Annotated in this window: 20 protein-coding genes; 10 read left to right on the top strand and 10 right to left on the bottom strand. The window is 72.3% G+C overall.

Features of this window, described 5'->3' with window-relative positions; all coding sequences use genetic code 11:
* Positions 1-40: 40 nt before the first annotated feature.
* Entirely contained in the window at positions 41-1,114 is a 1,074-nt protein-coding gene (gene hemE / locus DMA15_RS28935; protein WP_125515666.1) for a uroporphyrinogen decarboxylase, read from the bottom strand.
* An 85-nt stretch (positions 1,115-1,199) separates the two neighbouring features.
* On the opposite strand from hemE, the gene DMA15_RS28930 reads away from it, so the two are divergent.
* The 5 genes from DMA15_RS28930 (at position 1,200) to DMA15_RS28910 (ending at position 8,716) form a co-directional block, all read left to right on the top strand.
* Positions 1,200-1,865, top strand: coding sequence for a DUF3000 domain-containing protein (locus DMA15_RS28930; RefSeq protein WP_125515665.1), 666 nt, complete (start codon positions 1,200-1,202; stop codon positions 1,863-1,865).
* A 320-nt stretch (positions 1,866-2,185) separates the two neighbouring features.
* A complete protein-coding gene (locus tag DMA15_RS28925; RefSeq protein WP_016643199.1) occupies positions 2,186-2,848 on the top strand; it encodes a response regulator transcription factor in 663 nt (220 codons plus the stop codon).
* 78 nt (positions 2,849-2,926) lie between these two features.
* A complete protein-coding gene (locus DMA15_RS28920; RefSeq protein ID WP_125515664.1) occupies positions 2,927-4,201 on the top strand; it encodes a ribonuclease D in 1,275 nt (424 codons plus the stop codon).
* 1,159 nt (positions 4,202-5,360) lie between these two features.
* On the top strand, positions 5,361-6,587 hold the full coding sequence (locus DMA15_RS28915; RefSeq protein WP_125515663.1) for an acetyl-CoA C-acyltransferase: 1,227 nt from the start codon (positions 5,361-5,363) through the stop codon (positions 6,585-6,587).
* The gene (locus tag DMA15_RS28910) at positions 6,584-8,716 is read left to right on the top strand and encodes a 3-hydroxyacyl-CoA dehydrogenase NAD-binding domain-containing protein (protein WP_125515662.1); all 2,133 of its coding nucleotides are present in this window, start codon (positions 6,584-6,586) and stop codon (positions 8,714-8,716) included. The genes DMA15_RS28915 and DMA15_RS28910 overlap by 4 nt, the downstream gene beginning before the upstream one ends.
* A gap of 61 nt (positions 8,717-8,777) precedes the next feature.
* On the opposite strand, the gene DMA15_RS28905 is transcribed toward DMA15_RS28910, so the two are convergent.
* Complete coding sequence (locus DMA15_RS28905; protein WP_125515661.1) at positions 8,778-9,854, bottom strand: hypothetical protein; 1,077 nt, start codon at positions 9,852-9,854, stop codon at positions 8,778-8,780.
* 74 nt (positions 9,855-9,928) lie between these two features.
* Between DMA15_RS28905 and DMA15_RS28900 the strand changes: the two genes are divergently transcribed.
* Positions 9,929-10,300: an NTP pyrophosphohydrolase gene (locus tag DMA15_RS28900; protein WP_125515660.1), complete on the top strand. Its 372-nt coding sequence runs from the start codon at positions 9,929-9,931 to the stop codon at positions 10,298-10,300.
* 70 nt (positions 10,301-10,370) lie between these two features.
* On the opposite strand, the gene DMA15_RS28895 is transcribed toward DMA15_RS28900, so the two are convergent.
* From DMA15_RS28895 to DMA15_RS28875, 5 genes are all read right to left on the bottom strand, one after another.
* Entirely contained in the window at positions 10,371-11,444 is a 1,074-nt protein-coding gene (locus tag DMA15_RS28895) for an NlpC/P60 family protein (protein WP_125515659.1), read from the bottom strand.
* Positions 11,445-11,460: 16 nt separating this feature from the next.
* Positions 11,461-11,943, bottom strand: a complete 483-nt coding sequence (locus tag DMA15_RS28890) for a poly-gamma-glutamate biosynthesis protein PgsC/CapC (protein WP_125515658.1) — start codon at positions 11,941-11,943, stop codon at positions 11,461-11,463.
* Complete coding sequence (gene pgsB, locus DMA15_RS28885; protein ID WP_125515657.1) at positions 11,940-13,508, bottom strand: poly-gamma-glutamate synthase PgsB; 1,569 nt, start codon at positions 13,506-13,508, stop codon at positions 11,940-11,942. Before pgsB ends, DMA15_RS28890 begins: the two co-directional genes overlap by 4 nt.
* A gap of 6 nt (positions 13,509-13,514) precedes the next feature.
* The gene (locus DMA15_RS28880) at positions 13,515-15,800 is read right to left on the bottom strand and encodes a HAMP domain-containing protein (protein ID WP_346428927.1); all 2,286 of its coding nucleotides are present in this window, start codon (positions 15,798-15,800) and stop codon (positions 13,515-13,517) included.
* Positions 15,801-15,995: 195 nt separating this feature from the next.
* The gene (locus tag DMA15_RS28875) at positions 15,996-17,198 is read right to left on the bottom strand and encodes a CapA family protein (protein WP_125515656.1); all 1,203 of its coding nucleotides are present in this window, start codon (positions 17,196-17,198) and stop codon (positions 15,996-15,998) included.
* Positions 17,199-17,221: 23 nt separating this feature from the next.
* Between DMA15_RS28875 and DMA15_RS28870 the strand changes: the two genes are divergently transcribed.
* Complete coding sequence (locus tag DMA15_RS28870) at positions 17,222-18,202, top strand: hypothetical protein (RefSeq protein ID WP_240659985.1); 981 nt, start codon at positions 17,222-17,224, stop codon at positions 18,200-18,202.
* Positions 18,203-18,219: 17 nt separating this feature from the next.
* On the opposite strand, the gene DMA15_RS28865 is transcribed toward DMA15_RS28870, so the two are convergent.
* Positions 18,220-18,558: an STAS domain-containing protein gene (locus DMA15_RS28865; RefSeq protein ID WP_240659984.1), complete on the bottom strand. Its 339-nt coding sequence runs from the start codon at positions 18,556-18,558 to the stop codon at positions 18,220-18,222.
* Positions 18,559-18,741: 183 nt separating this feature from the next.
* On the bottom strand, positions 18,742-19,479 hold the full coding sequence (locus tag DMA15_RS28860) for a GAF and ANTAR domain-containing protein (protein WP_125515654.1): 738 nt from the start codon (positions 19,477-19,479) through the stop codon (positions 18,742-18,744).
* Positions 19,480-19,789: 310 nt separating this feature from the next.
* Here DMA15_RS28860 and DMA15_RS28855 point away from each other — a divergent pair, with 310 nt between their 5' ends.
* From DMA15_RS28855 to DMA15_RS38050, 3 genes are read left to right on the top strand one after another with little or no spacing between them, the layout of a single operon-like run.
* Positions 19,790-20,536 carry a GAF and ANTAR domain-containing protein gene (locus tag DMA15_RS28855; RefSeq protein WP_125515653.1) on the top strand — a complete coding sequence of 249 codons (747 nt, stop codon included), beginning with the start codon at positions 19,790-19,792 and terminating at the stop codon, positions 20,534-20,536.
* Entirely contained in the window at positions 20,533-21,261 is a 729-nt protein-coding gene (locus tag DMA15_RS28850; protein ID WP_125515652.1) for a GAF and ANTAR domain-containing protein, read from the top strand. The genes DMA15_RS28855 and DMA15_RS28850 overlap by 4 nt, the downstream gene beginning before the upstream one ends.
* Before the next feature lie 48 nt (positions 21,262-21,309).
* Positions 21,310-21,996 (top strand): GAF and ANTAR domain-containing protein, encoded by a 687-nt coding sequence (locus tag DMA15_RS38050; protein ID WP_125515651.1) that lies wholly within the window; start codon positions 21,310-21,312, stop codon positions 21,994-21,996.
* An 18-nt stretch (positions 21,997-22,014) separates the two neighbouring features.
* Here the strand turns inward: DMA15_RS38050 and DMA15_RS28840 are convergent, their stop codons facing one another.
* Entirely contained in the window at positions 22,015-23,511 is a 1,497-nt protein-coding gene (locus DMA15_RS28840; RefSeq protein ID WP_125515650.1) for a glycosyltransferase family 39 protein, read from the bottom strand.
* Positions 23,512-23,542 lie beyond the last annotated feature (31 nt).

Raw genomic sequence — 23,542 nt, 5'->3', positions numbered from 1 at the left:
TTCTTCAGACAGCCGTCACACCATGGACAGCCGGGATTTCTCAGACAGCCGTACGCGTGTGGACGTACTCCACGAGCCGGGTCAGCGCCTCGGGGTCGGTGGTCGGCAGGACGCCGTGGCCGAGGTTGAAGATGTGGCCCTCCAGGTCCTTCGCGGCGGCGAGCACCTCGTCGGTCTTCGTCTCGACGGCCTCGCGCGTGGAGAAGAGGACGGCCGGGTCGAGGTTGCCCTGGAGCGCCTTGCCGGGGCCGACGCGGCGCGCGGCCTCGTCCATCGGCACCCGCCAGTCGACGCCCACGACATCGGCGCCCGCCCCGCCCATCAGCCCGAGCAGCTCGCCCGTGCCGACGCCGAAGTGGATCCGGGGCACGCCGTACGAGGCGACCGCGTCGAACACCTTCGCCGACGCGGGCATCACCGAGCGGCGGTAGTCGGCGGGCGACAGCGCGCCCACCCACGAGTCGAAGAGCTGCACGGCGCTGGCGCCCGCCTCGATCTGCACCTTCAGGAAGGCGCTGGTGATCTCCGCGAGCCGGTCGAGCAGGTCCGCCCAGAGCTGCGGGTCGCCGTACATCAGCGCCTTGGTGTGCTCGTGGTTGCGGCTCGGGCCGCCCTCGACGAGGTAGCTCGCGAGGGTGAACGGCGCCCCGGCGAACCCGATGAGCGGGGTGGAGCCCAGCTCACCCGTGAGCATCCCGATCGCCTCGGTGACGTAGTGGACGTCGTCCGGGGTGAGGTCGCGCAGCTGCGCGAGGTCGGCGCGCGAGCGGATGGGGTTCTCGACGACCGGTCCGATGCCGGGCTTGATGTCGAGGTCGACGCCGATCGCCTTCAGCGGTACGACGATGTCGCTGAAGTAGACCGCCGCGTCCACGTGGTGGCGGCGCACCGGCTGCAGCGTGATCTCGGTGACGAGGTCGGGCCGCATGCAGGACTCCAGCATGGCGGTGCCCTCGCGGACCTTGCGGTACTCGGGCAGTGAGCGCCCCGCCTGCCGCATGAACCAGACCGGCGTGTGCGGCACGGCCTCGCGCCTGCACGCCTTCATGAAGGGGGAGTCGTACGTCGCTGCGTTCTGCCGGCCCGTCGGGCTCTGGCTGTTGTTGGCACTCACGCGGAAAGTCTCGCACGTTGACCGGCGACCCCCTCACGGGTGTCTCTCCCTGCGCGAAGGCGCCGTTCCCCTTAACCTTCCCCGCATGGCTGCGGCTCAGGGACAACGGTCGGACGGCGCTGGAGAGATGGACGGTTCGGAGGGGAAAGTGGCGGATGCGGCTCCGCCGCCCTTCCGCGCGGCGGTCGAGGCGCTGCGGGAGGCACGGCTGCGGCCGGAGATCGAGATCGATCCGACGCGGCCGCCGCAGCGGCTCGCGCCGTACGCGTACGCGCTGGAGGCGGCGGTCGTGGACGGCGAGGAGGACCTCGCGGACGGGCGGCTCGTGCTGCTCCACGATCCGGCGGGGCACGATGCCTGGCAGGGCACGTTCCGGCTCGTGACGCTGGTGCGGGCGGAGCTGGAGCCGGAGATGGCGGCGGATCCGCTGCTGCCGGAGGTCTGCTGGTCGTGGCTGACCGGGGCGCTGCGCTCGCGCGGGCTCTCGGTCGGGGAGGCGAGCGGCACGGTGACCCGCGCGGGCTCGTACTACTTCGGGGGGCTCTCGGAGCGTCCGCCCGCCTCGCAGATCGAGATCCGGGCGTCCTGGACGCCTCGCGAGGGGAGCGGCGGGGTGCCGGACACGGGGGCGCATCTGGCGGCGTGGTGCGAGCTGCTCTGCCAGGTCGCGGGGCTGCCGCCGGTAGGGCCCGGCTCCGGGGACGGGTCGGTGGTGTCGCTGCCGCAGCGGCGGGGGCCGCTTTCTCCCTGAGGGTCGCGGGAACCGTCTCGATGGCCGCAGGAGCCGTCCTGGCGGTCGTAGGAACCTTGCTCGCCCCGTGGCCTCGTGCCGCGGGGCTCTTTCGTTGGCGCTTTTGCTGTCCCTCGGGAGGGTGAGGGTTCGGAATGGTCTTCGGGTGGTCGAGTACGTGTCCTAATTGTCCCGATTGACACTCATCAAATCGTGATCATTCCTAAAGGCTGGCGGGTTTGCTGCCGAAGAGGTTTGTGACCTTGAAAAGCATGGTTCGTCCCGGCTTCATCCCCGAGCCGGTCCCGTCCCCCCTCCCCCCGCTCCCCCCAGGAGGCCTGGTGTCCGTTCTCCTCGAGCAGCCTGCAAGCCTGGTCGCCTACCGCCCGAACAAGCCGACCGCCATGGTCGTCGTGGCCGACCCCCGCGTCCGTTCCACCGTCACCCGCCATCTGTGGGCGCTCGGTGTACGCGACGTCATCGAGGCCTCGTCGATCGCGGAGGCTCGTCCCCGCATCGGCAACCCCCGGGACATCTGCGTCGCAGACGTCCACCTCCCCGACGGCTCCGGCCTGACGCTCCTCTCCGAGACCCGTGCCGCGGGCTGGCCCAACGGCCTCGCCCTCTCCGCCGCCGACGACATCGGTGCCGTGCGCAACGCCCTCGCGGGCGGCGTCAAGGGCTACGTCGTCACCGGCACCCGTACGAACGTCGGACTCCCCACCCGCCCCGGCGCCGCTCCCATCGGCTCGGCCGCCGCCCGAATGCACCGCCGCCCTCCGGGCACCCCGAGCCACCCCGGCGGCTACCGCGAGCTGTCCGGACGTGAGGTCGAGGTGCTCCGGCTCGTCGCCGAAGGCCAGTCGAACAAGGCCATCGGCGTCTCCATGGGCCTGTCGGCCCTCACCGTGAAGAGCCACCTCGCCCGGATCGCGCGCAAGCTCGGCACGGGCGACCGGGCAGGGATGGTGGCGGTCGCGCTGCGCACCGGAATCATCCACTGACTGATTTACAACCCTCCCGCGCCCGTCGACGGAACGTTCCGTCGACGGGCGCCGTGCATACACAGATACCCTTGACAGGTGACCGACGCCCAAGAGACCGCAGCAGACAGCTCACTGCGAACCACCGGAGGCGCCCCTCCGGACGACGGCCTCGCTTCCGAAGGGCTGCCGACCCCTTTGCTCGAGCCGCGTGACGGCATTCCTCCGGTCATCGCCGACGAGGAATCCCTCGCCGCGGTGATCGCCGCCTATGCCCGTGGCACCGGCCCCGTCGCCGTCGACGCCGAACGCGCGTCCGGCTACCGGTACGGCCAGCGCGCCTATCTCGTCCAGCTCCGCCGCGAGGGCGCGGGCTCCGCGCTCATCGACCCCGTCGCCTGCCCCGACCTCTCGGGCCTCGGCGAGGCCATCGGCGACACCGAGTGGGTGCTGCACGCCGCCACCCAGGACCTGCCGTGCCTGCGGGAGATAGGCATGGTTCCGTCGCGGATCTTCGACACGGAGCTGGCGGGGCGGCTCGCCGGGTTCCCCCGGGTGGGGCTCGGCGCGATGGTCGAGGGCGTACTCGGCTACGTACTGGAGAAGGGGCACTCCGCCGTCGACTGGTCGACCCGGCCGCTGCCCGAGCCCTGGCTGCGGTACGCGGCGCTCGACGTCGAGCTGCTCGTCGACCTGCGGGACGCCCTGGAGAAGGAGCTGGACCGGCAGGGCAAGCTGGAGTGGGCCCACGAGGAGTTCGACGCCATCGCCTCCGCGCCGCCCGCGCCGCCCCGCAAGGACCCCTGGCGCCGGACGTCCGGCATGCACAAGGTGCGGCGGCGCCGGCAGATGGCGGTCGTGCGGGAGCTGTGGACCGCGCGGGACCGGATCGCGCAGCGGCGTGACGTGTCGCCGGGCAAGGTGCTCAGTGACGGGGCGATCGTGGAGGCGGCGCTCGCCCTGCCGGCGAACGCGCACGCGCTCGCCGCGCTGCCCGGGTTCGGGCACCGCATGGGGCGGCGTCAGCTGGAGCAGTGGCAGGCCGCGGTGGACCGCGCCAAGGCGCTGCCGGACGCGGAGCTTCCGCAGCCCGGGCAGACGGTGAGCGGGCCTCCGCCGCCGCGGTCCTGGGCGGACCGGGATCCCGCCGCCGCGGCGCGGCTCTCCGCGGCGCGGGCGGCGATCTCCTCGCTCGCCGAGGGCCTCAACATGCCGCAGGAGAATCTGATCACTCCGGACACGGTCCGGCGGGTCTGCTGGGAGCCTCCGGCTCAGGTGGACGCCGACTCGGTGGCGTCGGCGCTGGCCGCGCACGGGGCGCGGCACTGGCAGATCTCCCAGGTGACGTCGCCCTTGGTGGCGGCGCTTTCCTGAGCGGGGCTCGGGCGGGGCTCGGCTTGCCTCGCGGGGCCGGGTCGGCGGGGCCCGGTTCGCCCGCGCCGCGGCGGATCGCCGGGATGGTGAGCCTGCCCGTCGTCCCTGGCCTCTGCCCCGCCCGCTCCGGCGGCGGACTGCCGGGGCGGTGAACCCGCCCGTCGTCCCTGGCCTCCGCCCCGCCCGCTCCGGCGGCGGACTGCCGGGGCGGTGAACCCGCCCGTCGTCCCTAGGCCCTGTCCCGCCCGCTTCGGCTGCGGATCCCCGCGGCGGTGAACCTGCCCGTCGCCCCTGGCCCATGCTCCGCCCGCTTCGGCTGCGGATCGCCAGGATGGTGAACCTGCCCGTCGTCCGTGGGCCCTGTCCCGCCGCTTCGCGGCGGATCGCTCCCACCCACCCGCCCGTTCACCCGGCACTACCAAGTGCCGTAGGGCCCCGCCCCTACGGCACCCCCCGGTTCGGGGCGAACGGGTGGGTGGGTGGGGAAGCATCCGGCGCGGAGCGGGCGGGACAGGGCGCCACGCGAGGGAGCCTCGCACCCCCGCCCCTACGGCACCCCCCGGTCCGGGGCGAACGGGTGGGTGGGTGGGTGGGGAAGCATCCGCCGCGAAGCGGGCGGAATAGGGCGCCACGCGAGAGAGCCTCGCACCCCCGCCCCAACGGCACCCCCCGGTGCAGGGCGAACGGGCGGGTGGGTGGGGAAGCATCCGGCGCGGAGCGGCGGGACAGGGCGCCACGCGAGGGAGCCTCGCACCCTCCGCCCCAACGGCACCCCCCGGTTCGGGGTGAACGGGTGGGTGGGTGGGGAAGCATCCGCCGCGAAGCGGGCGGAATAGGGCGCCACGCGAGGGAGCCTCGCACCCCCGCGCCAACGGCACCCCCCGTTCTGGGAGGGCGCGCGGGGCCACCACGCGAGGGAGCCCATCGACCGCGTCGGCCCCGGCACGGGCACAGGCACAGGCAGCCGCCCAGGGCGACCCGCCCGACAGCGTGGGGCCCGCCCCGGGAGCCCCGGGAGCCACCCCGCGCCGAGCGGCGGGGCAAGTGTGACGTTCGCCTCCCCGAGGCCTCCCTTGGCCGCATAGTTACCGGCAAGTAGGGTGGGGAGAAGGAAGCGCGCCGCAGGTGTGGCGCAACCGCACCCTGGAGGAGAGCCATCGTGCCTCGTACCGTCAGGGACGTCGTCTTCGTGGATGGCGTCCGCACCCCGTTCGGCAAGGCGGGCCCGAAGGGCATCTACCACGAGACCCGTGCCGATGACCTCGTCGTGAAGGCCATCCGGGAGCTGCTGCGCCGCAACCCGGACCTCGACCCCGCCAAGATCGACGAGGTCGCCATCGCCGCGACCACGCAGATCGGCGACCAGGGCCTGACGATCGGCCGCACCGCCGGCATCCTCGCCGGGCTGCCGCAGTCCGTGCCCGGCTACTCCATCGACCGCATGTGCGCGGGCGCCCTGACCGCGGTGACCTCGGTCGCCGGCAGCGTGGCGTTCGGCGCGTACGACATCGCCGTCGCCGGTGGTGTCGAGCACATGGGCCGCCACCCCATGGGCGAGGGCGTCGACCCCAACCCGCGGTTCGTGAGCGAGAAGCTCGTGGACGAGTCCGCGCTGTTCATGGGCATGACCGCCGAGAACCTGCACGACCGCTACCCGAGCATCACCAAGCTGCGCGCCGACGAGTACGCCGTGCGCTCGCAGGAGAAGGCCGCCAAGGCCTACGCCGACGGCAAGATCCAGGCCGACCTGGTGCCGATCTCCGTACGCCGGACGAACGCGGAGGCCGGTGAGACCGGCTGGGGCCTCGCCACCGCCGACGAGCCGATGCGCCCGGGGACCACCCTGGAGAACCTCGCGGGGCTCAAGACGCCGTTCCGTACGCACGGCCGTGTCACGGCCGGTAACGCCGCCGGTCTCAACGACGGCGCCACCGCCTCCCTCATCGCCTCCGAGGAGTTCGCGCGGGAGAACGGCCTGCCGGTCAAGATGCGCCTCGTCTCGTACGCCTTCGCGGGCGTCGAGCCGGAGGTCATGGGCTACGGCCCGATCCCGGCCACGGAGAAGGCCCTCGCCAAGGCGGGCCTGTCCATCTCCGACATCGGCCTCTTCGAGATCAACGAGGCCTTCGCCGTGCAGGTGCTCGCCTTCCTGGAGCACTACGGCATCGCGGACGACGACGCGCGCGTCAACCAGTACGGCGGCGCCATCGCCTTCGGCCACCCGCTCGCCTCCTCCGGCGTACGCCTGATGACGCAGCTGGCGCGGCAGTTCGAGGAGCAGCCCGAGGTGCGCTACGGCCTCACGACCATGTGCGTCGGCTTCGGCATGGGCGCGACGGTCATCTGGGAGAACCCGAACCACAAGGACGCCGGAGGCGACAAGTGAGCACCACGACCACTGAGCTCCTGAAGGGTGCGGCCGAGCTGTTCCCGGACGAGGTCGTCACGCAGGCGCACGTACGCCACCTCGACCTGCCCCAGGGCGCCGGGCGCTTCGCGCTCATCACGCTGGACAACGGCTTCGACCACACCAAGCCGACCACCTTCGGGCCGCAGTCCCTCGCCAATCTGAACACGGCGATCGACCAGGTCGAGAAGGAGGCCGCCGAGGGCTCCATCGTCGGCGTCGGCATCACCGGCAAGCCGTTCATCTTCGCCGTCGGCGCCGACCTCAAGGGCGTGGAGCTGCTCAAGCGCCACGAGGACGCGCTCGCCATCGGCAAGGGCGGCCACGAGGTCTTCAAGCGGCTCTCCGGGCTCGCCGTGCCGACCTTCGCGTACTACAACGGCGCCGCGATGGGCGGTGGCGTCGAGGTCGGTCTGCACTGCTCCTACCGCACCGTCTCCAAGGCGCTGCCCGCCTTCTCGCTGCCCGAGGTCTTCCTCGGCCTGGTGCCCGGCTGGGGCGGCTGCGCGCTGCTGCCGAACCTGATCGGCGCGGACCGCGCGGTCTCGGTCATCATCGAGAACTCGCTCAACCAGAACCGTCAGCTCAAGGGCAAGCAGGTCTTCGAGCTGGGCATCGCCGACGCGATCTTCGAGGGCGCCGACTTCCTTGAGCAGTCGCTGATCTGGACGGCCTCCGTCCTGAACGGCTCGGTCGAGGTGGTCCGGCCCGAGATCGACCGCGGCGAGGGCTGGGACGCCGCCGTCGCGCGCGGCCGTGCCATCGCCGACTCGAAGGTGCACGGCGCCGCCCCGGCCGCGTACCGCGCTCTGGAGATCATCGCGGCCGCCAAGGACGGCGACCTCCAGAAGGGCTTCGACGCCGAGGACACCGCGCTCGCCGACCTCATCATGGGCGGTGAACTGCGCGCGGGCATCTACTCGTTCAACCTCGTGCAGAAGCGCGCCAAGCGCCCCGCGGGCGCCCCGGACAAGAACCTGGCGCGCCCGGTCACCAAGGTCGGCGTCGTCGGCGCCGGTCTGATGGCCTCGCAGCTCGCGCTGCTCTTCCTGCGCCGCCTCGAGGTGCCGGTCGTGCTGACCGACATCGACCAGGAGCGCGTCGACAAGGGCGTGTCATACGTCAAGGAGGAGATCGACAAGCTCCTCCTCAAGGGCCGCGTCAACCAGGACAAGGCAAACCGCCTCAAGGCGCTCGTCTCCGGTGTCCTGGACAAGGCCGAGGGCTTCGCCGACGCCGACTTCATCATCGAGGCCGTCTTCGAGGAGATCGGCGTCAAGCAGCAGGTCTTCGCGGAGGTGGAGGCGGTCGCCCCGGCGCACGCCATCCTCGCCACGAACACCTCTTCGCTCTCGGTCACCGAGATGGCGTCGAAGCTGAAGCACCCCGAGCGGGTCGTCGGCTTCCACTTCTTCAACCCGGTCGCGATCCTGCCGCTCCTGGAGATCGTGCGCGGCGAGAAGACCGACGACGCGTCGCTGGCCACGGCCTTCGGTGTCGCCAAGAAGCTGAAGAAGACCGCTGTTCTGGTCAAGGACGCCCCGGCGTTCGTCGTGAACCGCATCCTCACCCGCTTCATGGGCGAGATCCAGAACGTCATCGACGAGGGCACCCCGGTCGCCGTCGCCGAGAAGGCCATCGAGCCGCTCGGTCTGCCGATGTCGCCGCTGGTCCTCCTCGAACTGGTCGGCCCGGCCATCGGTCTGCACGTCTCCGAGACCCTGAACCGCGCCTTCCCGGAGCGCTTCACCGTCTCGCCGAACCTCGCGGCCGTCGTCAAGGCGGGCAAGCGCGGCTTCTACGTCTACGACTCCGGGAAGCCGGAGCTGGACCCCGAGGTCGCCGCGCTCCTCAAGCAGGGCGACAAGGTCCTGACCGAGGAGCAGGTGCGCGAGCGCGTGCTGGACGCGGTGGCGCAGGAGATCGGGCTCATGCTCGACGAGGGTGTCGTCGCCGAGGCGCAGGACATCGACCTCTGCCTGATCACCGGCGCGGGCTGGCCCTTCCACCTGGGTGGCATCACGCCGTACCTGGACCGTGAGGGCGTCAGCGAGCGGGTGAACGGCAAGCGGTTCCTCGCGCAGGGCGTGGCGAGCGTCCCGGCGTAACACGCACAGCACTGACAGTGGGCCGTACGGGACAACTCCCGTACGGCCCACTGCCGTCTGCTCACACCGTGGTCCACGCCTCAAGGGCGAGGCCCGGCTCCGCCTTCTGGCGGGCGAGGCGCAGCGTGCCGTCGAGGCCGATCGCCGCCATGACCACGCGGCCCCGCGCGTCGAGCGCCAACGCCGGGGCGCCCAGGCAGGGTTCACCGGTCCCGGCCCACCACAGGCCCGCGTCCTCGTCCTCCGTGGGGAACGCGGCGAGCGCGGGGCGGCCGGTGCTGGTGCGGTGTGCGAGGACCGTGCAGTCGTAGCCGTCTATGGCCGTCCGCAGCGCCGCGACGGGTCCGGTGCCCGGGGCGCCGCCGAGCGGGATCGCCGAGCCGCCGTCCGCCGGGCGGTGGGCGAGGATGCCGCTGCCGAGCGCGTCGGCCGCGTAGTACGTGAGGCGGTCGGGGGCGGTCTCCAGGAGGGTGCCCGAGCCGGGTACCGGGGCGAGCGGGATGTCGTCGGCGCGGGTGAGTTCGCCGCCCTGCTTCTCCTGGGTCCAGCGCAGCGTCGCCTTGGCGCCGGGCGCGAGGACCTCCACACGGCCGGTGGAGGTGGCGAGGGCGGTGATGCCGTCAAGGGCCTCGCGGACCTTGAAGTCCTTCCACCCCTCCCACTTGCCGCCCTTGCCCTCACGGCGCATCCGTACGCTGTTCACGGCGTCCCGCACGAAGACGTGGACCGTGCCCTGGGCGTCCACGGCGGCCGCGGGGGCGCCCAGGTGGGGTGCGCGCTCGACGAGTTTGGTGTGCGGGTTGCCGATCGGGCGCCAGTCCATGAGGGGGCGGCCCGTCTGGTACTGGATGGAGTGCACGAGGTCGACGACGACCTTGCCGTCAGCTTCGCGCCGCTCGCCGCGGCCGACGAAGTGCACGTACCCGTCGGCGCCCTGTGCCAGGGTGAGGTAGGTCAGGCCGGGCGCCTCGAAGAAGTCGGGGCCCGTCCAGTCCGGTCCGCCGGGCGCGCTCTCGGTCCAGCGCAGCAGCCCGCCCTCGGCGCGGGCGTACGCGGTGAGGCGGCCGTCCTTGCCGCGCAGCAGCCAGCGGGCGGTATCCGGGGCTCCGGTGCTGACGGCCCTCGTCCTCGACGGCATGACTGGCGGCGACCTCCCCGTTCACGCACGTCCACGTGCGCACAGCGTTTTGCCTATTAGTTTACGTTTGCCGCATGAGAACTCTTGTCGTCGTCGACGGCGCGAACGTCGTCGGTTCCGTGCCCGACGGATGGTGGCACGACCGCCGCGGGGCCGCCGAGCGGCTGCGGGACCGGCTCGTCGCGTACGCCGAGGAGGGGATCGAGGGGCGTCCGGGACCGCTGGACATCGTCCTCGTCGTCGAAGGGGCGGCCCGGGGTGTGGAGTCCGTGCCGGGTGTGCGCGTGGAGAGCGCGCCGGGCAGCGGCGACGACCGCATCGTGGAGGTGGCCGCCGAGGCGGCGGGCCGGCCGTGTCTGGTGGTCACGGCCGACCGCGAACTGCGCCGCAGAGTGGGCGAGGTGGGCGCGGAATGCGCGGGCCCGAGGGCGGTCCGCTCCCCCTAAGGGGGCGCGGGGAACTGCGCGACCGGCCCCCTGCGGCCCGCGGGTTACGCAAAGCCGACCCAGCGCAGAGCTAGAGCCGCTTGGCGCTGCGCAGCGTCGTGGCGTAATAGCCATTGCCGTCGAGGCGTGACGTGCCGCCCTTGTCGCCGATCGTGGGGCCGTTGACCTCCTCGCGGCTCGAGATGAAGATCTTGTGGCCGTCGGCGTCGTGGCCGAGGAAGATGCCGACGTGGTCGAGCCGCTGCTTCGTACGGGCGTCCAGCTTGAAGAAGACCAGGTCGCCGGGTTGGATCACATCGATGGACTTGGGCCGGTCGGCCGCGCCGACCCCCTTCAGCTCGATGACGTCCGCGCCCGCCTTGCCGCGCGCCATGCCGTTGGCGGTGCGGGGCAGGCCGTCGCCGGACCGGTCGTCGGCCATCAGGGGGTAGCGGGCCCGGTAGCCGAAGACCGTGCGGATGAACCCGGAGCAGTCCATCGAGCGGGCGCGCGCCTTCTCGGGCTGGATGGTGGTGCCGTTGCGGAAGGTGTACGGGATGCCGAGGTAGTCGAAGAAGTCGGACTGCTCCAGGCGCAGGTCGTTGCCCGCGCTGCCGTCCGGGTTCAGCGGACCGAAGTTGGCGTCACCGGCGTACGCGATGCCCTCGTCGTCCTTCTTGACCGGGGCGCCCTCCACGTACTGGAAGGCCATCGCGAAGATGTCGTCCTCCTCGCTGCCGGAGAACTCCTTGTACCAGTCCTTGAACCACTTCTCCTTCTCCGCGCCCTCGCGCCAGGTCTCCGGCATCAGCCGCACCCAGTCGTTGGTCACCACCCGGGACTTGGTGTTCGCGGGCTCGGTGAAGGTGCGGCTCGGGCCGGTCAGCGTCGCGCTGCGGGCGCCGTCGGTGAAGGTGGCGAGGACCTTGCCGCCCTCGGTGCGCAGGACGGAGCGGTCGGGGTTCTTCAGGCGCTCCCACGTCTGCTTCCCGCTCGCCTGCTGACCGGTGCTGTTGTGCAGCTCCGGGGTGTCGGTGACGGCCTGCACCTTGGGCGCCTTGGCCGCCTCGTCCTTGCGCAGTTCCACGGTCAGATAGGCGCTGCCCGCGAGCAGGGCGAGGATGGTCGCCGCGTGCAGGACGGGACGCTTCTTCTTGGGCGGCATGAATGACTCCTGGGAATCAGGCGGACGGCATGAAGCCGAGGAGGATCCCGGCGGTGAGGACGACGTAGGCCATGAGCGTCACCGAGCCCGTGGCGAGCAGCGTGGGGCCCTTGGGCTGGCGCACCAGCTGGTAGGCGATCAGGCCGGGGACGATGAAGCCGAGGGTCTGGTTCGCGTACATGAGCGGGAACTCGATGGACAGCACGATCATCACGGTCGCCTGGAGCGTCACACCGAGCAGCACGACCGCGGCGAAGAGCCGCTTGCCGTAGAGGATCACGAACTTCTGCATCAGCAGGGTGCCGGCGTACGTCAGGACGGTCACGCCGACCACCATGGCCGCGCGCTGCAGGTCCTCGACGAGGGTCAGCGCCAGCCAGCCCGGGGTGATCATGCCGCCGGGCGAGAGGTTGGTCGTCAGATAGCAGACCAGCGAGAAGAGCAGCCCGAGCGCGATGCCGACCGCGGCGATCTCGGGGGTGAGGACGGAGGGAATCAACGGGGCTCTCCTGGGCTGTGCCACTGCTGGGTGTCGTCTGCGGCGGGCGGTGCGGGCGGCACCCGCGGCTCGAAGAGGCCGCGGGGGGCGGGGGGCTGGGCGTAGGTGTCCGCGGGCGCGTAGGACTGATGCTCGTAGGACTGCTGCTCGTAGGGCTGCTGCTCGTGGGGCGCGTACGTCTGCTGCTCGTACGGCTCATACGTGTCATACGGCTCGTACTCGCGGTGCGTCTCGTACGGCTGGTCCGTGGTGCGCTGCACCGGCACGTGGACCTGCTGGTGCTGGCCCGTGTACCGCGTCTCGTACGCCTCGGAGTAGTGCTGGTACGGGTCGACGTGCGGCTCGTAGAACGGGGCGGGCTCCTCGGGAGCCTGCTCCTCGCTCTCGTCCGGCGGCAGTTCCGCGAGGTGCTCCAGGAGCAGCTCGCCCTGGCCGTGGATGTTGCCGATCGCCACGAGTGAGGAGTCGGGGCCGAGCTGCGCGAGCATCTCGCGCATGAACTCCTCGGGGTCGCGCCGGTCGCCGCCGAGGTCGACGGCGCGCGCACGCCACTCGGCGGGGATCGCGTCGATGGCGGACTTGGCGGGGTGGCCGATGACGAAGACCTTGTCCGGCCGGAGGTCGGGGATGATCTCGCCCATCTGGCCGTTGCGCTCGACTCGGTCGGGGCGGCAGTTGATGACGACGTTGAGCGGGCGGTGGATGGCGCCGAGGTCGAGCAGCTGATTGATGTTCATCAGCGTCGACTCGGGGTCGTTGGCCGCGAAGACGTTGGCGAAGCGGAGCTTCTTGCCGTCCTCGGTGGCGTACCGCTCGACGGAGAGGACACCGGGGTCCGGCGGCGCGTCGTACATGCCCTGGAGGGCGACCTCGCGGCCGACGCCGAGGAGTTCGGCGACCTTCAGCGCGATCGCCACGTTCTCCTTGAAGGTGAACCAGCTGAAGCCGCGCAGCTCGTCGTCGGTGACCGTCTCGGGATCGGCGTAGATCAGCTCGCAGTTCCGGGCGTCGGCCTCCTCCTTGAGGATGGCGTAACGGTCCTTCTCCGCCGTGACGCAGATGCCGCCCTCGGGCATGGAGCGCGACAGCGAGCGCGCCACGTCGTCGAGGGTGGGGCCCATCTCGGCGAGGTGGTCCTCGCGGACGTTGCAGAGCACGCCGATGGTGGAGCGGATCAGCTTGGACTGGTTGATCTCCTGGAGGGCAGGCATGACCGCCATGCACTCGATGACCAGGGCGTCCGGGTGGTACGCGGCGGCGCGCCGCACGATGCCGATCTGCTCGACGACGTTGGCGATGCCGAACTTGCGGTAGACGGGCTCCTCGGTGGCGTCCGGGTGGATGAACCGCGCCGCGGTGCCGGTGGTCTTGGCGACCGTGGTGAGCCCGCCGCCGCGCAGCGCGCCCGCGCACAGGCGGGTGATGGAGGATTTGCCGCGGATGCCGTTGACGAGGACCCGGGTGGGGATGTGCTCCAGGTTGCCGAAGTGCCGCCGCTGTTCGACGACTCCGGCCGCCAGCAGGATGGCGCAGCACACCATGAGTACGGTGTAGAGGAAGAGCACGGCGGTTCAGTTCCTTCCGGCGAGGCCGGCCGTGACGCCGTCCCGCTTGCGCTGGGTGCCCGTCGGCAGCTGCTGCCTGATGAGTTCCAGGCTGCGGGTGACCGCGCCGACCTCGTCGTGGTGGCGCGGGTACAGGACGGTCTTGCGGTCCCCGTCGGCGAGCGCCTCCGCCTGGTCGGCGAGGTGCCGCAGCGGTCGTACGACGACGATGTGCAGCCAGCCCAGGCAGGCCGCCGCCGCGGTGATGCCGAGGAGACCGGCGAGTACGGTGCGGTTCTGCAGGCTGTACTCGGGGATGGCGAGGCCCGAGGCGGGCTGCCAGCTGAGCACGGTCCAGCCGAGCGCGTGGGCCGCGCCGCCGCCGACGAAGGGCGCGGCGGCCGCGATCTGGATGTCGTCGCCGTCGCGGTAGAGGACGCCGCTGGGGCGCGGGCTGAGGCCGACCTTCTGGCCGGTGCCCTCGGCGAGCGCGTCGAGGCGGCCGCTCGGCAGCCCCTCGAACTCGCGGTAGCCGGTGTTGGCGCCGATCACCTTGCGCTTGTCGTCGACGACGCGTACCTCGCCGAGGCCGGGGCGCTTGAGCAGCGAGTTGAGGAAGTCGATGCGGAACTCGCCCACCACGGCGGCTCCTTGGCGCCCCTGCACCTCGGCGGTGCCGAGGATGACCGGCTCCTTGCCGCCCTCGTCGAGGACGCGGATGGGCTGGGTGGAGGGGCCCTTGCCGGACGGGCTGCGGGGGTCGTCGCCGGCCTCGGCCAGGACCTTGCCCTTGGCGTCGAGGACGTACAGGGACTGGTAGCGGGGGTGCTGGTTGAGGGTGCTCTCCAGGACCTTGGCCATGTCCGAGGGCTTGGTGCGGTCGCCCATGAGGGAGGCGACGGAGGTGAGGTCGGCGTGGCCTTCGTTGAGGGCGCGGCGGACGCGGTCGGTGAGGGTGTCGGTGCGCTCGCGCTGGTCGTTGACCATCTGCTGCGGTACGACGACGGTGTCGCCGGCGCGGTTGAGCAGCAGCATGAGCGGCGCGGACCAGGCGAGCAGGAGCACTCCGCAGACCGCGATCAGCGTGCGGCTGCCGAACCGGCGGCGGCCGCTCTTCTCCGGCCGGTCGGCGGGCTCGCCCAGCAGTTGGCGGCGCAGGCGTTCGAGCGCGGCGCCGATGCGGGCGGCCTCGCCGGACTTCGGCACGGTGACGGGCCGTTCGAGGTCGCCCCGGCTCAGGCGGCGGCCCTCCAGGAAGAGCCGGATGAGCGGGCGCTGGACGGTCCGCAGGAGCAGGTAGACGGTGGTGCCGCCGATGAGCAGCAGGGCGGCCGCGGCGAGCAGCCCGAAGGCCGAGCTGTTGGTGGCCGTGGGGTCCTCGGCGACCGGGACCTGCGCGACGACGGTGAGGCCGAGCCGGGTGGCCACGGTGGGCTTGCCCGCCTCGGGTCCGGCGAGGCTCGCGTAGCCGCCGATGGCGCGCTCGCCGAGGTAGCGCTCGCCGGTGAGGTGGCCGCTGACGCCGAGGAAGCCGCCCGAGCCGGGCTCCTTGGACATGAGGGGGTGGGTGCGGGCCTTCTTCGCGGCGGCTTTCGCGAACGCCTTGAGCTGCTTGTTGGACTGCTTGACCTCCTCGCGCTGGAGGTCGGTGAGGACCTGCTCGGGCTCGGGGATGCCGTCGGTGCTCAGCACGTGGCCGTCCTGGCCGACGACCGCGATGGAGCGGAACTTGCCGAGGCTGATGCCGGGGAAGCGCAGGCTGCTGGAGGCGACGAGGAGTTGCTGCGGCTGGCCCTTCCAGGTGAGCAGCGCGAAGGAGAGCAGCCGGGTCTCGCCGTTCTCCAGGCGCACCATGCGCGGCGCCAGGCCGTCCTTGTCGGCGAGGGCGCCGCGGTCGATGGCGGTCAGGGGGAGGTTCTCACCGCGGGCGGCGAGGAGCTTGCCCGAGGAGATCTCGACGACCGCGGTGCCCATCCACTTCTGGTAGACGCTGCCGATCTTGTCGAGGACGGCGTCCGGCTGCACCGGTTCGCCCGCGCTGAAGAGTTCGGCGGTCCGGGTCAGGTCGGTGACGGACTCGTCGATGGAGGCGCGCAGCGCGATGGCGCCGTCCTCGGCGAAGTGCTGCTGGGACAGCTTGACCGCCTTGGGGACCGCCTCCTGTCCGGCGCGGCCGAGGGTGAGGGCGGTGATGCCCGCGAGGGCGAGGAGCAGGACCGACAGCACGGCGATGGGGGGACGGATGCCGCCCAGCAGTGACATGTCGGTCCTTCGGCGGACCTTGTGCCGCCGCTTCGAACGCGAAGCGGCCAAGGGGTGCTCCTCTCCTGGAATGACGCGGGCGCGTAAGCGCACGGTGACGCGGGGGTGCGGAAGCGCAGGGTGATGCGTTCCGGAGAGCTTTGACCCGCGACCCATCCGGAGGGATGTACGAAGTACTCGAAATGTGAGCTAGCTCGCACCGATCGAGGGTTTGCCCCTCGGATCAGCCGGAAGCGGTCCTTCCGGTCAGTCGGCCGGCAACCCTTCCAGCGGTTCGAGCCCGTCCTTGCTCGCGCCCCTGTTCAGGAGCGTGCCCTGGGTGCGCTCGAAGGCCAGGCGGTAGCGGGAGCGCTGCTGCTCGCTGAGGCCGTCGCCGTCGCGCAGGGTGGCGGCCACGTCCAGGAGCCGGTGGTCCTCGACCGCCCCCTTGGGCAGGGCACCGGTCTCGTCCGGGTCCGGCGGGATGTCCACGAACGTGGGTACGTACTTGGCGTCCACGTCCCACTCGCCGCCGCGCTTGACGAACTCGAACCAGCCGACCACGCCCTCCTCGGTCAGACCGCTCGGCACGTCGTGCCGGGCGACCTGGTTGCCGAGCCCGTACGCGATCCAGGTGCCGTCGACCTTCTCCATCGGCTGGACGACGTGCGCGTGGTGGCCGATGACGAGGTTGATGCCGGTCTCGGTCGCGATCTTGCGGGCGAGCCTGATCTGCGGGGCGCTGGCGTTGGGCTGGTTCTCACGGCCCCAGTGGATGCTGAGGATCACGACCTCGGCGCCCGCCTTGCGCGCCTTCTTCTCGGCGGCGGCGATCGCGTCGAAGTCGTTCTGGTTGACGATCCACGGCTTGTCCTTGGGGACCTCGCGGCCGTTGAACCCGAAGGCGAAGGCGATCTGGCCGACCTTGACGCCCTTCACCTCGGTGATGAGCGGCTTGTTCGCCTCCGCGGCGCTCCGCGCCGAGCCGGTGTGGCGCAGACCGGCCTTGTCGAGCGTGTCGAGGGTGCGGGTGACTCCGGCGGGGCCGTGGTCGAGCGTGTGGTTCGAGGCGGTGGAGCACTGGTCGTAGCCGACGCCCTTGATGGCCGTGGCGATCTGCGGCGGCACCAGGAAGTCCGGGTAGCTCTGGAAGGGGCCGCCGGGCTTGCCGACCACCGGCTCGAAGTGGCAGATGCCGAGGTCGGCCTTGCTGATGACCGGCTTGACCCCGGCCATCAGCGGCCCGAAGTCGATGCCCTTCTCGCCCTTGCCCGTGGCCTTGGCGTCCTTGCGGGCCTGGTCGGTGAGTTGCGGGTGGATCAGGATGTCGCCCGCTGCGGCGACGGTGAACGAGGGACCGCCGTCGGCGGCTTCGTCGTCATCGCCGAAAGGGCCGCAGGCGGCAGTGGCGAGCAGCAGGAGCGCGGAGGCCGCACAGGTCACGAAATGCCTGCGGGAGGGACGTGTCATCACAGGGCTATCTTTATACAACCATGATGAACTCCCACATCCGGCCGGTAGCAGCAGCAAAGAAGCTAGGGCTTCTCGCCGCCGTGACCGCCTGTGTCCTCAGTCTCGTGCAGTGCTCCGGCGGCTCGTCGGACAAGGGCCGGGCGCCCTCGCGGGAGCACCGGGAGCCGTCCGCCACGGCGCCCGCGCCCGGCCTGGAGCGGGAGATCACCGCCTACACCGCCGCTTTCGACGAGGACACCGGCTACCGCCGCCCCTCCCGCTCCGACCGCAGGACGGTCGCCGCGGGCGTCGGCCTGCTTCTCGACGGCCGCCGCGAGGAGGCCGAACACCGCCTGTCCGACGTGGACTTCGCGATCCGCACGGTCACCGACGAAGCCACCGGGCGGCGGTACGCGGAGATCGCCGACCGCGCCGAGGGCGGCGCCGCACCGCGCGGCTGGGGCCGCGTCTACGTCGACCTCGGCTCCCCCGTGCGCTGGTCGGCCCAGGTCCCCCACCCCGTGGCCGACCGCCACACCGAACGGCTCGGCGCACAGCTCCTCAGCCGCGCCTCCGGCGGCGTGCTGATCGTCGCGGGAGCACATCGCAAAGCGGGCCGCGGCGACGAGGCGGACGTGGCGCACCGCCGGGACAGCGTCTTCCACGCCGTCTGCGACGAACTGGTGCGGCGCGGACTGCCGGGCATACAGCTGCACGGCATGGCGGAAGACTCCGCTCCGGACCATGACGTGGTCGCCTCCACGGGCCGGGGCAGGGAGGCGGTCAGCGAGGGCCGCGCCCTCGCCGACGACCTCAAGAAGCGCGGCTACGACGTGTGCCGCGCCTGGGCCCGGTCCTGCCCCCTGGCGGGCCGCACCAACGTCCAGGGCCGCGCGGCCACGGCCCGCGACGTTCCGTTCCTGCACGTGGAGTTCGGCCCCCGCCTCCGCGAGGACCGCGACCAAGCGGGCGAGGCGGTCGCCGCGCTCGCGGACGTGACGCGGGCGTGGCGGCGGGGCTGAGGCGGCGGGGCTGGGGCTCAGCCGTCCACGACCGGTGGAGGCAGGTGGTCCAGGATGTCGAACCACATGCGCAGGCTCGGATGGCGAAGGAGCCGGAGCGTGGTCGGATCCGTGCAGATGACGCGCAGCCGTCCGTCGCCCCGGGCGCGGGCGCGGTTGAGGAGACGTACTCCGGAGCCGTCCATGAACTCCACCTGGCGCAGATCGATCAGCAGCTCGGCGGCACCGGCGTAGGACAGGGTGTCGAGGTAGTCGGAGATGTCGGGTGCGGTGGCAATGTCGATCTCGCCGCACAGGCGGACGAGGGTGCCGGTGCCATGGGTGTGTACGGACGCGATACAGCTGGCGGCTGGCAACGGGAAGGGCATGACTCTCGCTCGGCGAAGCGCACTGACCCCCCGGGAGGGGGCGGACCGCCGACGGGGTCTGGGCCGACGCCACACAGTAGGACGCCCCGCGGTGCCGTGGAGCAGTTCGGCGGAACACCTGCGGCGCCCGTTGCCCCCTGCTAGTAGGGGGCCGCGCCGGGAGGCCCGGGCTCATGGGCCGATGGGGTCCGGTGGGGGCGGGTCGGGCAGGCGCATGCCGCGGTGGACGACGGCGTGGGCGAGGCCGGTCAGATCGGTGCCGAGGGCGTGCGCGTGTGAGCGCAGCAGCGCGAGTGCCTGGCCGGTGGTGAGGGCGTGGCGGTGGCTGATCATGCCGGTGGCCTGGTGGACGACGGCGTCGGCGGGCAGCAGCCAGGCATCGGCGGCGTCGTCCTCGCCGGGGGTGGGAACGGCGAGCAGCAGCAGCTCGGCGGCGTGCACGTGCGTGCGGGCGGTGCGCAGGTCCGCTTCGGGAAGGGCGCCGGGCCGGTCGCGGTAGAGACACAGCACGAGCCCCGGCTGGGGGACGGTGTAGCGGGGGTCGACGGCGGGGAGCGCGAAGACGGCCCGGATGCCGTGGGCGCGGGCCTGCTCGGCGTAGACCGGCCACGCGCCGGTGACGTCCGTGTCGTCGAGGTCGGGGGCGAGGACCGGCGCGAGACGGCTCAGTGCCTGGACGCAGGGGCCTTCGCCCAGATTGATCTGCAGTGCTTCTCCCCGCTCGGCCAGCGGGCCGACGGCGGCCAGGGAGACGCGCTGGGCCAGGGCCGCGTCCGCAGCCAGCGTCAGCCCCACCGAGCAGCGCCGGCTGAGAGCGGTCCGGCATGCTCGCACGAGACTGGTGGCCGGGTCGGGGCGGTCGAGGTGGAGGGCGGCGAGCTCCACGGCTGCCGCCCGGGTGCTGGTCACGGGAGACAGACGCGGGGGGCGGGCAGAGAGCGCGCGCCCAGGTGTGTGCACATGGCCGTGCTTCCGATCTTTGGCACTCAACCGCCGATGCTGCCCTTGATCGGAAGCCAATGTCAGGGTTGCCGTACGAGACGTAACCGTGTGTGCGGGTACGGGCAGCTTGCTTCCACCTTACGCTCCTGGCACCGCCCGCCGCGGTACCCGCCCACCACTGTCACCGCCCGCCACTGCGACTGCCTCACAAGGGATGCGCCCCATAGACTGGACATGACGTTCCCCGGCGACTCGGCCAGGCAGGAGGTGACGCGCCGTGGTCCCCAAGGGCGACCTCGCCGCTGTACTGGCGAGCCTGCTCCCGGCGCCCGGCAGCGGCGGCCTGGTCGGCGCGGACGCCCTGCGGTGCGCCCGTGCGCTGGGAGTCGACGGCGTGGCGGTCTCGGTGACGGTGGGCAGCGGCCTGAACGAACTGCTGTGGTCCACCCCGGGTGTCAGCACCCAGCTGGAGGACCTGCAGTTCACCCTGGGTGAGGGGCCGGGCCCCGAGGTCGCCGCGTCCGGCACGGCCGTGTCGGTCCCCGACCTGGTGCGCGAGCCGGTCGACCGATGGCCGGTCCTGCTGCCCGAGGCGCTGGCACTGGGGATCAGGGCGGTGTTCTGCCTCCCCCTGCTCGCCGGCAGCGCCTGCCTGGGCACCATGACCCTGCAACGCGCGAGGCCCGGCCCGCTGGAGGAGATGCCGCTCGCCGACGCGTGGATTGTCACGCACGCGCTGACCGCCGCGCTCGTGCAGGACGCCGGGCAGTGGGCCGCCTTCGCCGCCGCGGAGGACGGCTCGGACTTCTACCGGGCCGCGGTGCACCAGGCGACCGGGATGATCAGCGTGCAGGCCGGAGTCTCCCTCGCCGAGGCGCTGATCCGGCTGCGGGCCCACGCCTTCCGCCACGGTCGGCCGTTGAACGAGGTAGCCGAGGACGTGGTGGCCCGCCGGGTGCATTTTCGCCATGATGATGGAGACGGCCGGGCGCCTTTGGCCGGCGGAGGGACTGAAGGGCCATGACTCGAGAAGAACGCCTGCTGGCGGCCGTCATCGACGCGGTCGACACACTTGTCGACGACTTCGATCTGATCGACTTCCTGCACATGCTGTGCGACCGCTGCCTGGAGCTGCTCGATGTGTCGGCGGTGGGAGTCATGATCGAGGACCCGGGCGGCAGGCTCCAGCTGATCGCCGCATCCGACGAGCACACCCGCCTCCTGGAACTCTTCGCCCTCCAGCATGACGAGGGCCCGTGCGTGGAGTGCCACCGCAGCGGCGCGGCCCGGCTGAACATCGACCTCACCTCACCGGTGCAGACCAGCCCCTTCCCGGTCTTCGCGGGCCGGGCCCGCAAGGCCGGTTTCGTCGTCAGCCACGCGCTGCCGATGCGCCTGCGCGAAGCGGTCATCGGCGCGCTCAACCTGTTCGACGCCCGCCCCCAGAACCTCTCCCCCGCCGACGCGCGGGTCGCGCAGGCCCTGGCGGACGTGGCGACCATCGCCATCCTCCAGCACCGCACCCTCGCCCACGCCAACCAGCAGCGCGCGCAGATGCACGCGGCCCTGACCAGCCGCATCCTCATCGAGCAGGCCAAGGGCGTCCTCGCCGAACGCTGGAACACCGGCGTCGACGACGCCTTCGACGCCCTGCGCCGCCACGCCCGCTCCCACCAGCTCGGCCTGACCCAGCTCTGCCGCCAACTCATCGAGGGGCAGCTCGACTCCGAAGCCATCGCGCGCCCCTGACCCCCTCGGGTCCCGCCTCCCGCGACCTCTCGTTGGGACACCCGCCTCATGGATGACGACGACCACACCGCCGCCTGGCGCAGGATCGGCTCCGCCGACGGCGGCATCACCCTCGCCGCGGCCTGCCGTGCCTGCGTCGCGGATCTGGAGGCAGACTGCCTCGGCGTGACGCTGGTCGTCGCCGGTGAACTGCGCCTGCTGGCCCACACCACGGACGGGCGTGCCCGGCGTATGGAGGACGCCCAGCTCACCACCGGCGAGGGCCCCTGCACCGATGCCTATGTGGGGCGTGCCCTGGTCGAGGAAGCCGACCTGGACCAGGCGTTCGGCCGCTGGCCGGCCTTCACGCAGGCCGCCGCCGAGCAGGGCCTGCGCTCCGTGACCGCGCTGCCCCTGACCACCGGCCATCTGCGCGTCGGCGCCGTGAACATCTACCGCACCGCCCCCGGCCTCCTCAGCCCCCGGCACAAGGCCCTCGCCCGCGCCTACGCCCGCGTCCTCGCCCTGCTCGCCCTCGACGCGCACCCCCACCTGCTCACCGCCGAACACCGCCCCACCCGGCCGGGACCGCAAGGCTTCCCGCCCAGCGTCCACTTGGCCGCGGGCGTGCTCGCCGAGGCGTACCAGCTGCCCCCGGACGACGCCCTGGCCCGGATGCGCGCCCACGCGTTCCGCCACGGCCAGCCCCTGCACCAGACCGCCGACCACGTCCTGACCCACCACACCCTCGACTGACGTGCCCCCGCGCGGCCCTCACCGCCCCCGCTCCTCCACCCGCACGTACACCACCGCTCCCTCCACCCACAGCACCGGCTCGTACCCCACCGCCAGGGCCCTGCGCAGGGACGGGACGCGGGATGGGGCGTACGGCTTGCCCCGGGAGTCGTCCACCACCAGCGCCGGGGGGTGGGCCCGCCACTCCTCCCGGAAGGCGGGCCAGGCGCCTTGGACCGCGTACTTCTCGCCCACCTGCGGGCCGTTGCGGCCGCCGCTGTAGTTGGTGAGCAGGCCTGCCGTGAGGAAGCGGCTCGCGGGGGCGCGGTCGGCCAGCCAGTAACCCTCCGGGTGTATGCCCCACAGCAGCACCCGGTCCTGGGGGCCGGTGTGTGCCCTGACGGTCTCGGCGAGGCGCGTGGCGTGGGCCAGTTCGGGGCGCGGCGCGAGCAGGCCCCAGGCCAGGAACAGGGCGCAGGCGCACCCCGACGTCACGAGCGCGCGGGCCGTCCGTTCGCGCGGCAGGATCTGTAGTGCCGCCGTCCCCAACAGGGCAAGCGGCGGCATGAGTTGCAGGTAGTAGTGGCCGAAGAAGTGGAAGCCGAGGAGGACCGCGGCCACCGACGAGGCGAGCCACAGCCACAGCTCGGCCGCTCCGGTGCGGGCGATGCGCAGGACGCGTACGACCGGCGGAAGGAGGCCCGCGCAGGCCGCCGCGAGGACCGCGGCGTTCGCCAACCCCCGGCCCAGGACGTGGAGTTCGGAGCCGGTGAAGGAGGCGTACGCGCCCGAGCCGGTCACCGTCCAGAACAGGAAACCCGAGGGCGTCGTCAGGGCGGCCGCGGCCAGGACGGGGGCGCACAGACCGGCGCCGAGGCGCAGGACGTCCCGCCGGGGAGGCCCGCCCCGCCACAGCAGCCAGAGCACCGGCAGCAGTACCGCTCCCCCGGTCTGCTTGGCCAGGAAGGCGCAGGCCACCGCGGCCCCCGCCGCGCCCCACCGGCGGCGGTCCGCGCACCACATCGCGGCGGCCGTGCACGGCAGCATGAAGACCTCGAAGCTCGCCGCCTGCGCGTCCTCCGGGTTGAGGCCGATCGAGACCAGGAGGTACAGGACGCCCGCCGTGCGGCCCGCGCCGTTGCCCCAGCGGCGCCGGGCCAGCGAGGCGAGGAGCACCGCCGTCAGGAGCTGCGCGGCGACCGCGAGGACCTTCAGCGGCAGCAGCGAGGAGTCGCCGAAGAGCGCGAAGGCGCCCGCGTAGAGCCAGGGGACGAGCGGCGGCTTGCGGTCGACCACCGTCTCGTACAGCTCGCCGCCGTCGGCCAATATCCGGGCCTGGACGGCGAGATAGCCCTCGTCGGGGTTCCACAGCGGCCACCGGAAGGACGGCAGGCGGGTCACGCACGCCAGGGCGGCGAGCAGCGGGAGCAGGCGCCTCCAGTAGGCGGCCGGGGGCTCGGGGACGTGCTCCTTGCGCGGCCCCGGCACCCGGAGGCCGCGTACGGAGCGTGGTGAGGCGGCGGGCGCGGCGAGCATATGGTGCACGCTATCCGGCCCCGCAGTTCCG

Source organism: Streptomyces sp. WAC 01529, from assembly GCF_003945545.1.
In the GTDB taxonomy this organism is placed as follows: Bacteria; Actinomycetota; Actinomycetes; order Streptomycetales; family Streptomycetaceae; genus Streptomyces; species Streptomyces anatolicus.
The sequence above is the reverse complement of the archived record's forward strand: the minus strand, read 5'-3'. Positions and strand labels throughout refer to the sequence as shown.

What these genes read in the sequence shown, in the direction of transcription:
- DMA15_RS28850 (WP_125515652.1), top strand. Translation starts at nt 20,533, where the DNA reads ATGACTCGAGAAGAACGCCTGCTGGCGGCCGTCATCGACGCGGTCGAC.
- DMA15_RS28900 (WP_125515660.1), top strand. Translation starts at nt 9,929, where the DNA reads ATGAGAACTCTTGTCGTCGTCGACGGCGCGAACGTCGTCGGTTCCGTG.
- DMA15_RS28840 (WP_125515650.1), bottom strand. Translation starts at nt 23,511, where the DNA reads ATGCTCGCCGCGCCCGCCGCCTCACCACGCTCCGTACGCGGCCTCCGG.
- DMA15_RS28895 (WP_125515659.1), bottom strand. Translation starts at nt 11,444, where the DNA reads ATGCCGCCCAAGAAGAAGCGTCCCGTCCTGCACGCGGCGACCATCCTC.
- DMA15_RS28930 (WP_125515665.1), top strand. Translation starts at nt 1,200, where the DNA reads ATGGCTGCGGCTCAGGGACAACGGTCGGACGGCGCTGGAGAGATGGAC.
- DMA15_RS28905 (WP_125515661.1), bottom strand. Translation starts at nt 9,854, where the DNA reads ATGCCGTCGAGGACGAGGGCCGTCAGCACCGGAGCCCCGGATACCGCC.
- DMA15_RS28870 (WP_240659985.1), top strand. Translation starts at nt 17,222, where the DNA reads ATGATGAACTCCCACATCCGGCCGGTAGCAGCAGCAAAGAAGCTAGGG.
- DMA15_RS28875 (WP_125515656.1), bottom strand. Translation starts at nt 17,198, where the DNA reads ATGACACGTCCCTCCCGCAGGCATTTCGTGACCTGTGCGGCCTCCGCG.
- DMA15_RS38050 (WP_125515651.1), top strand. Translation starts at nt 21,310, where the DNA reads ATGGATGACGACGACCACACCGCCGCCTGGCGCAGGATCGGCTCCGCC.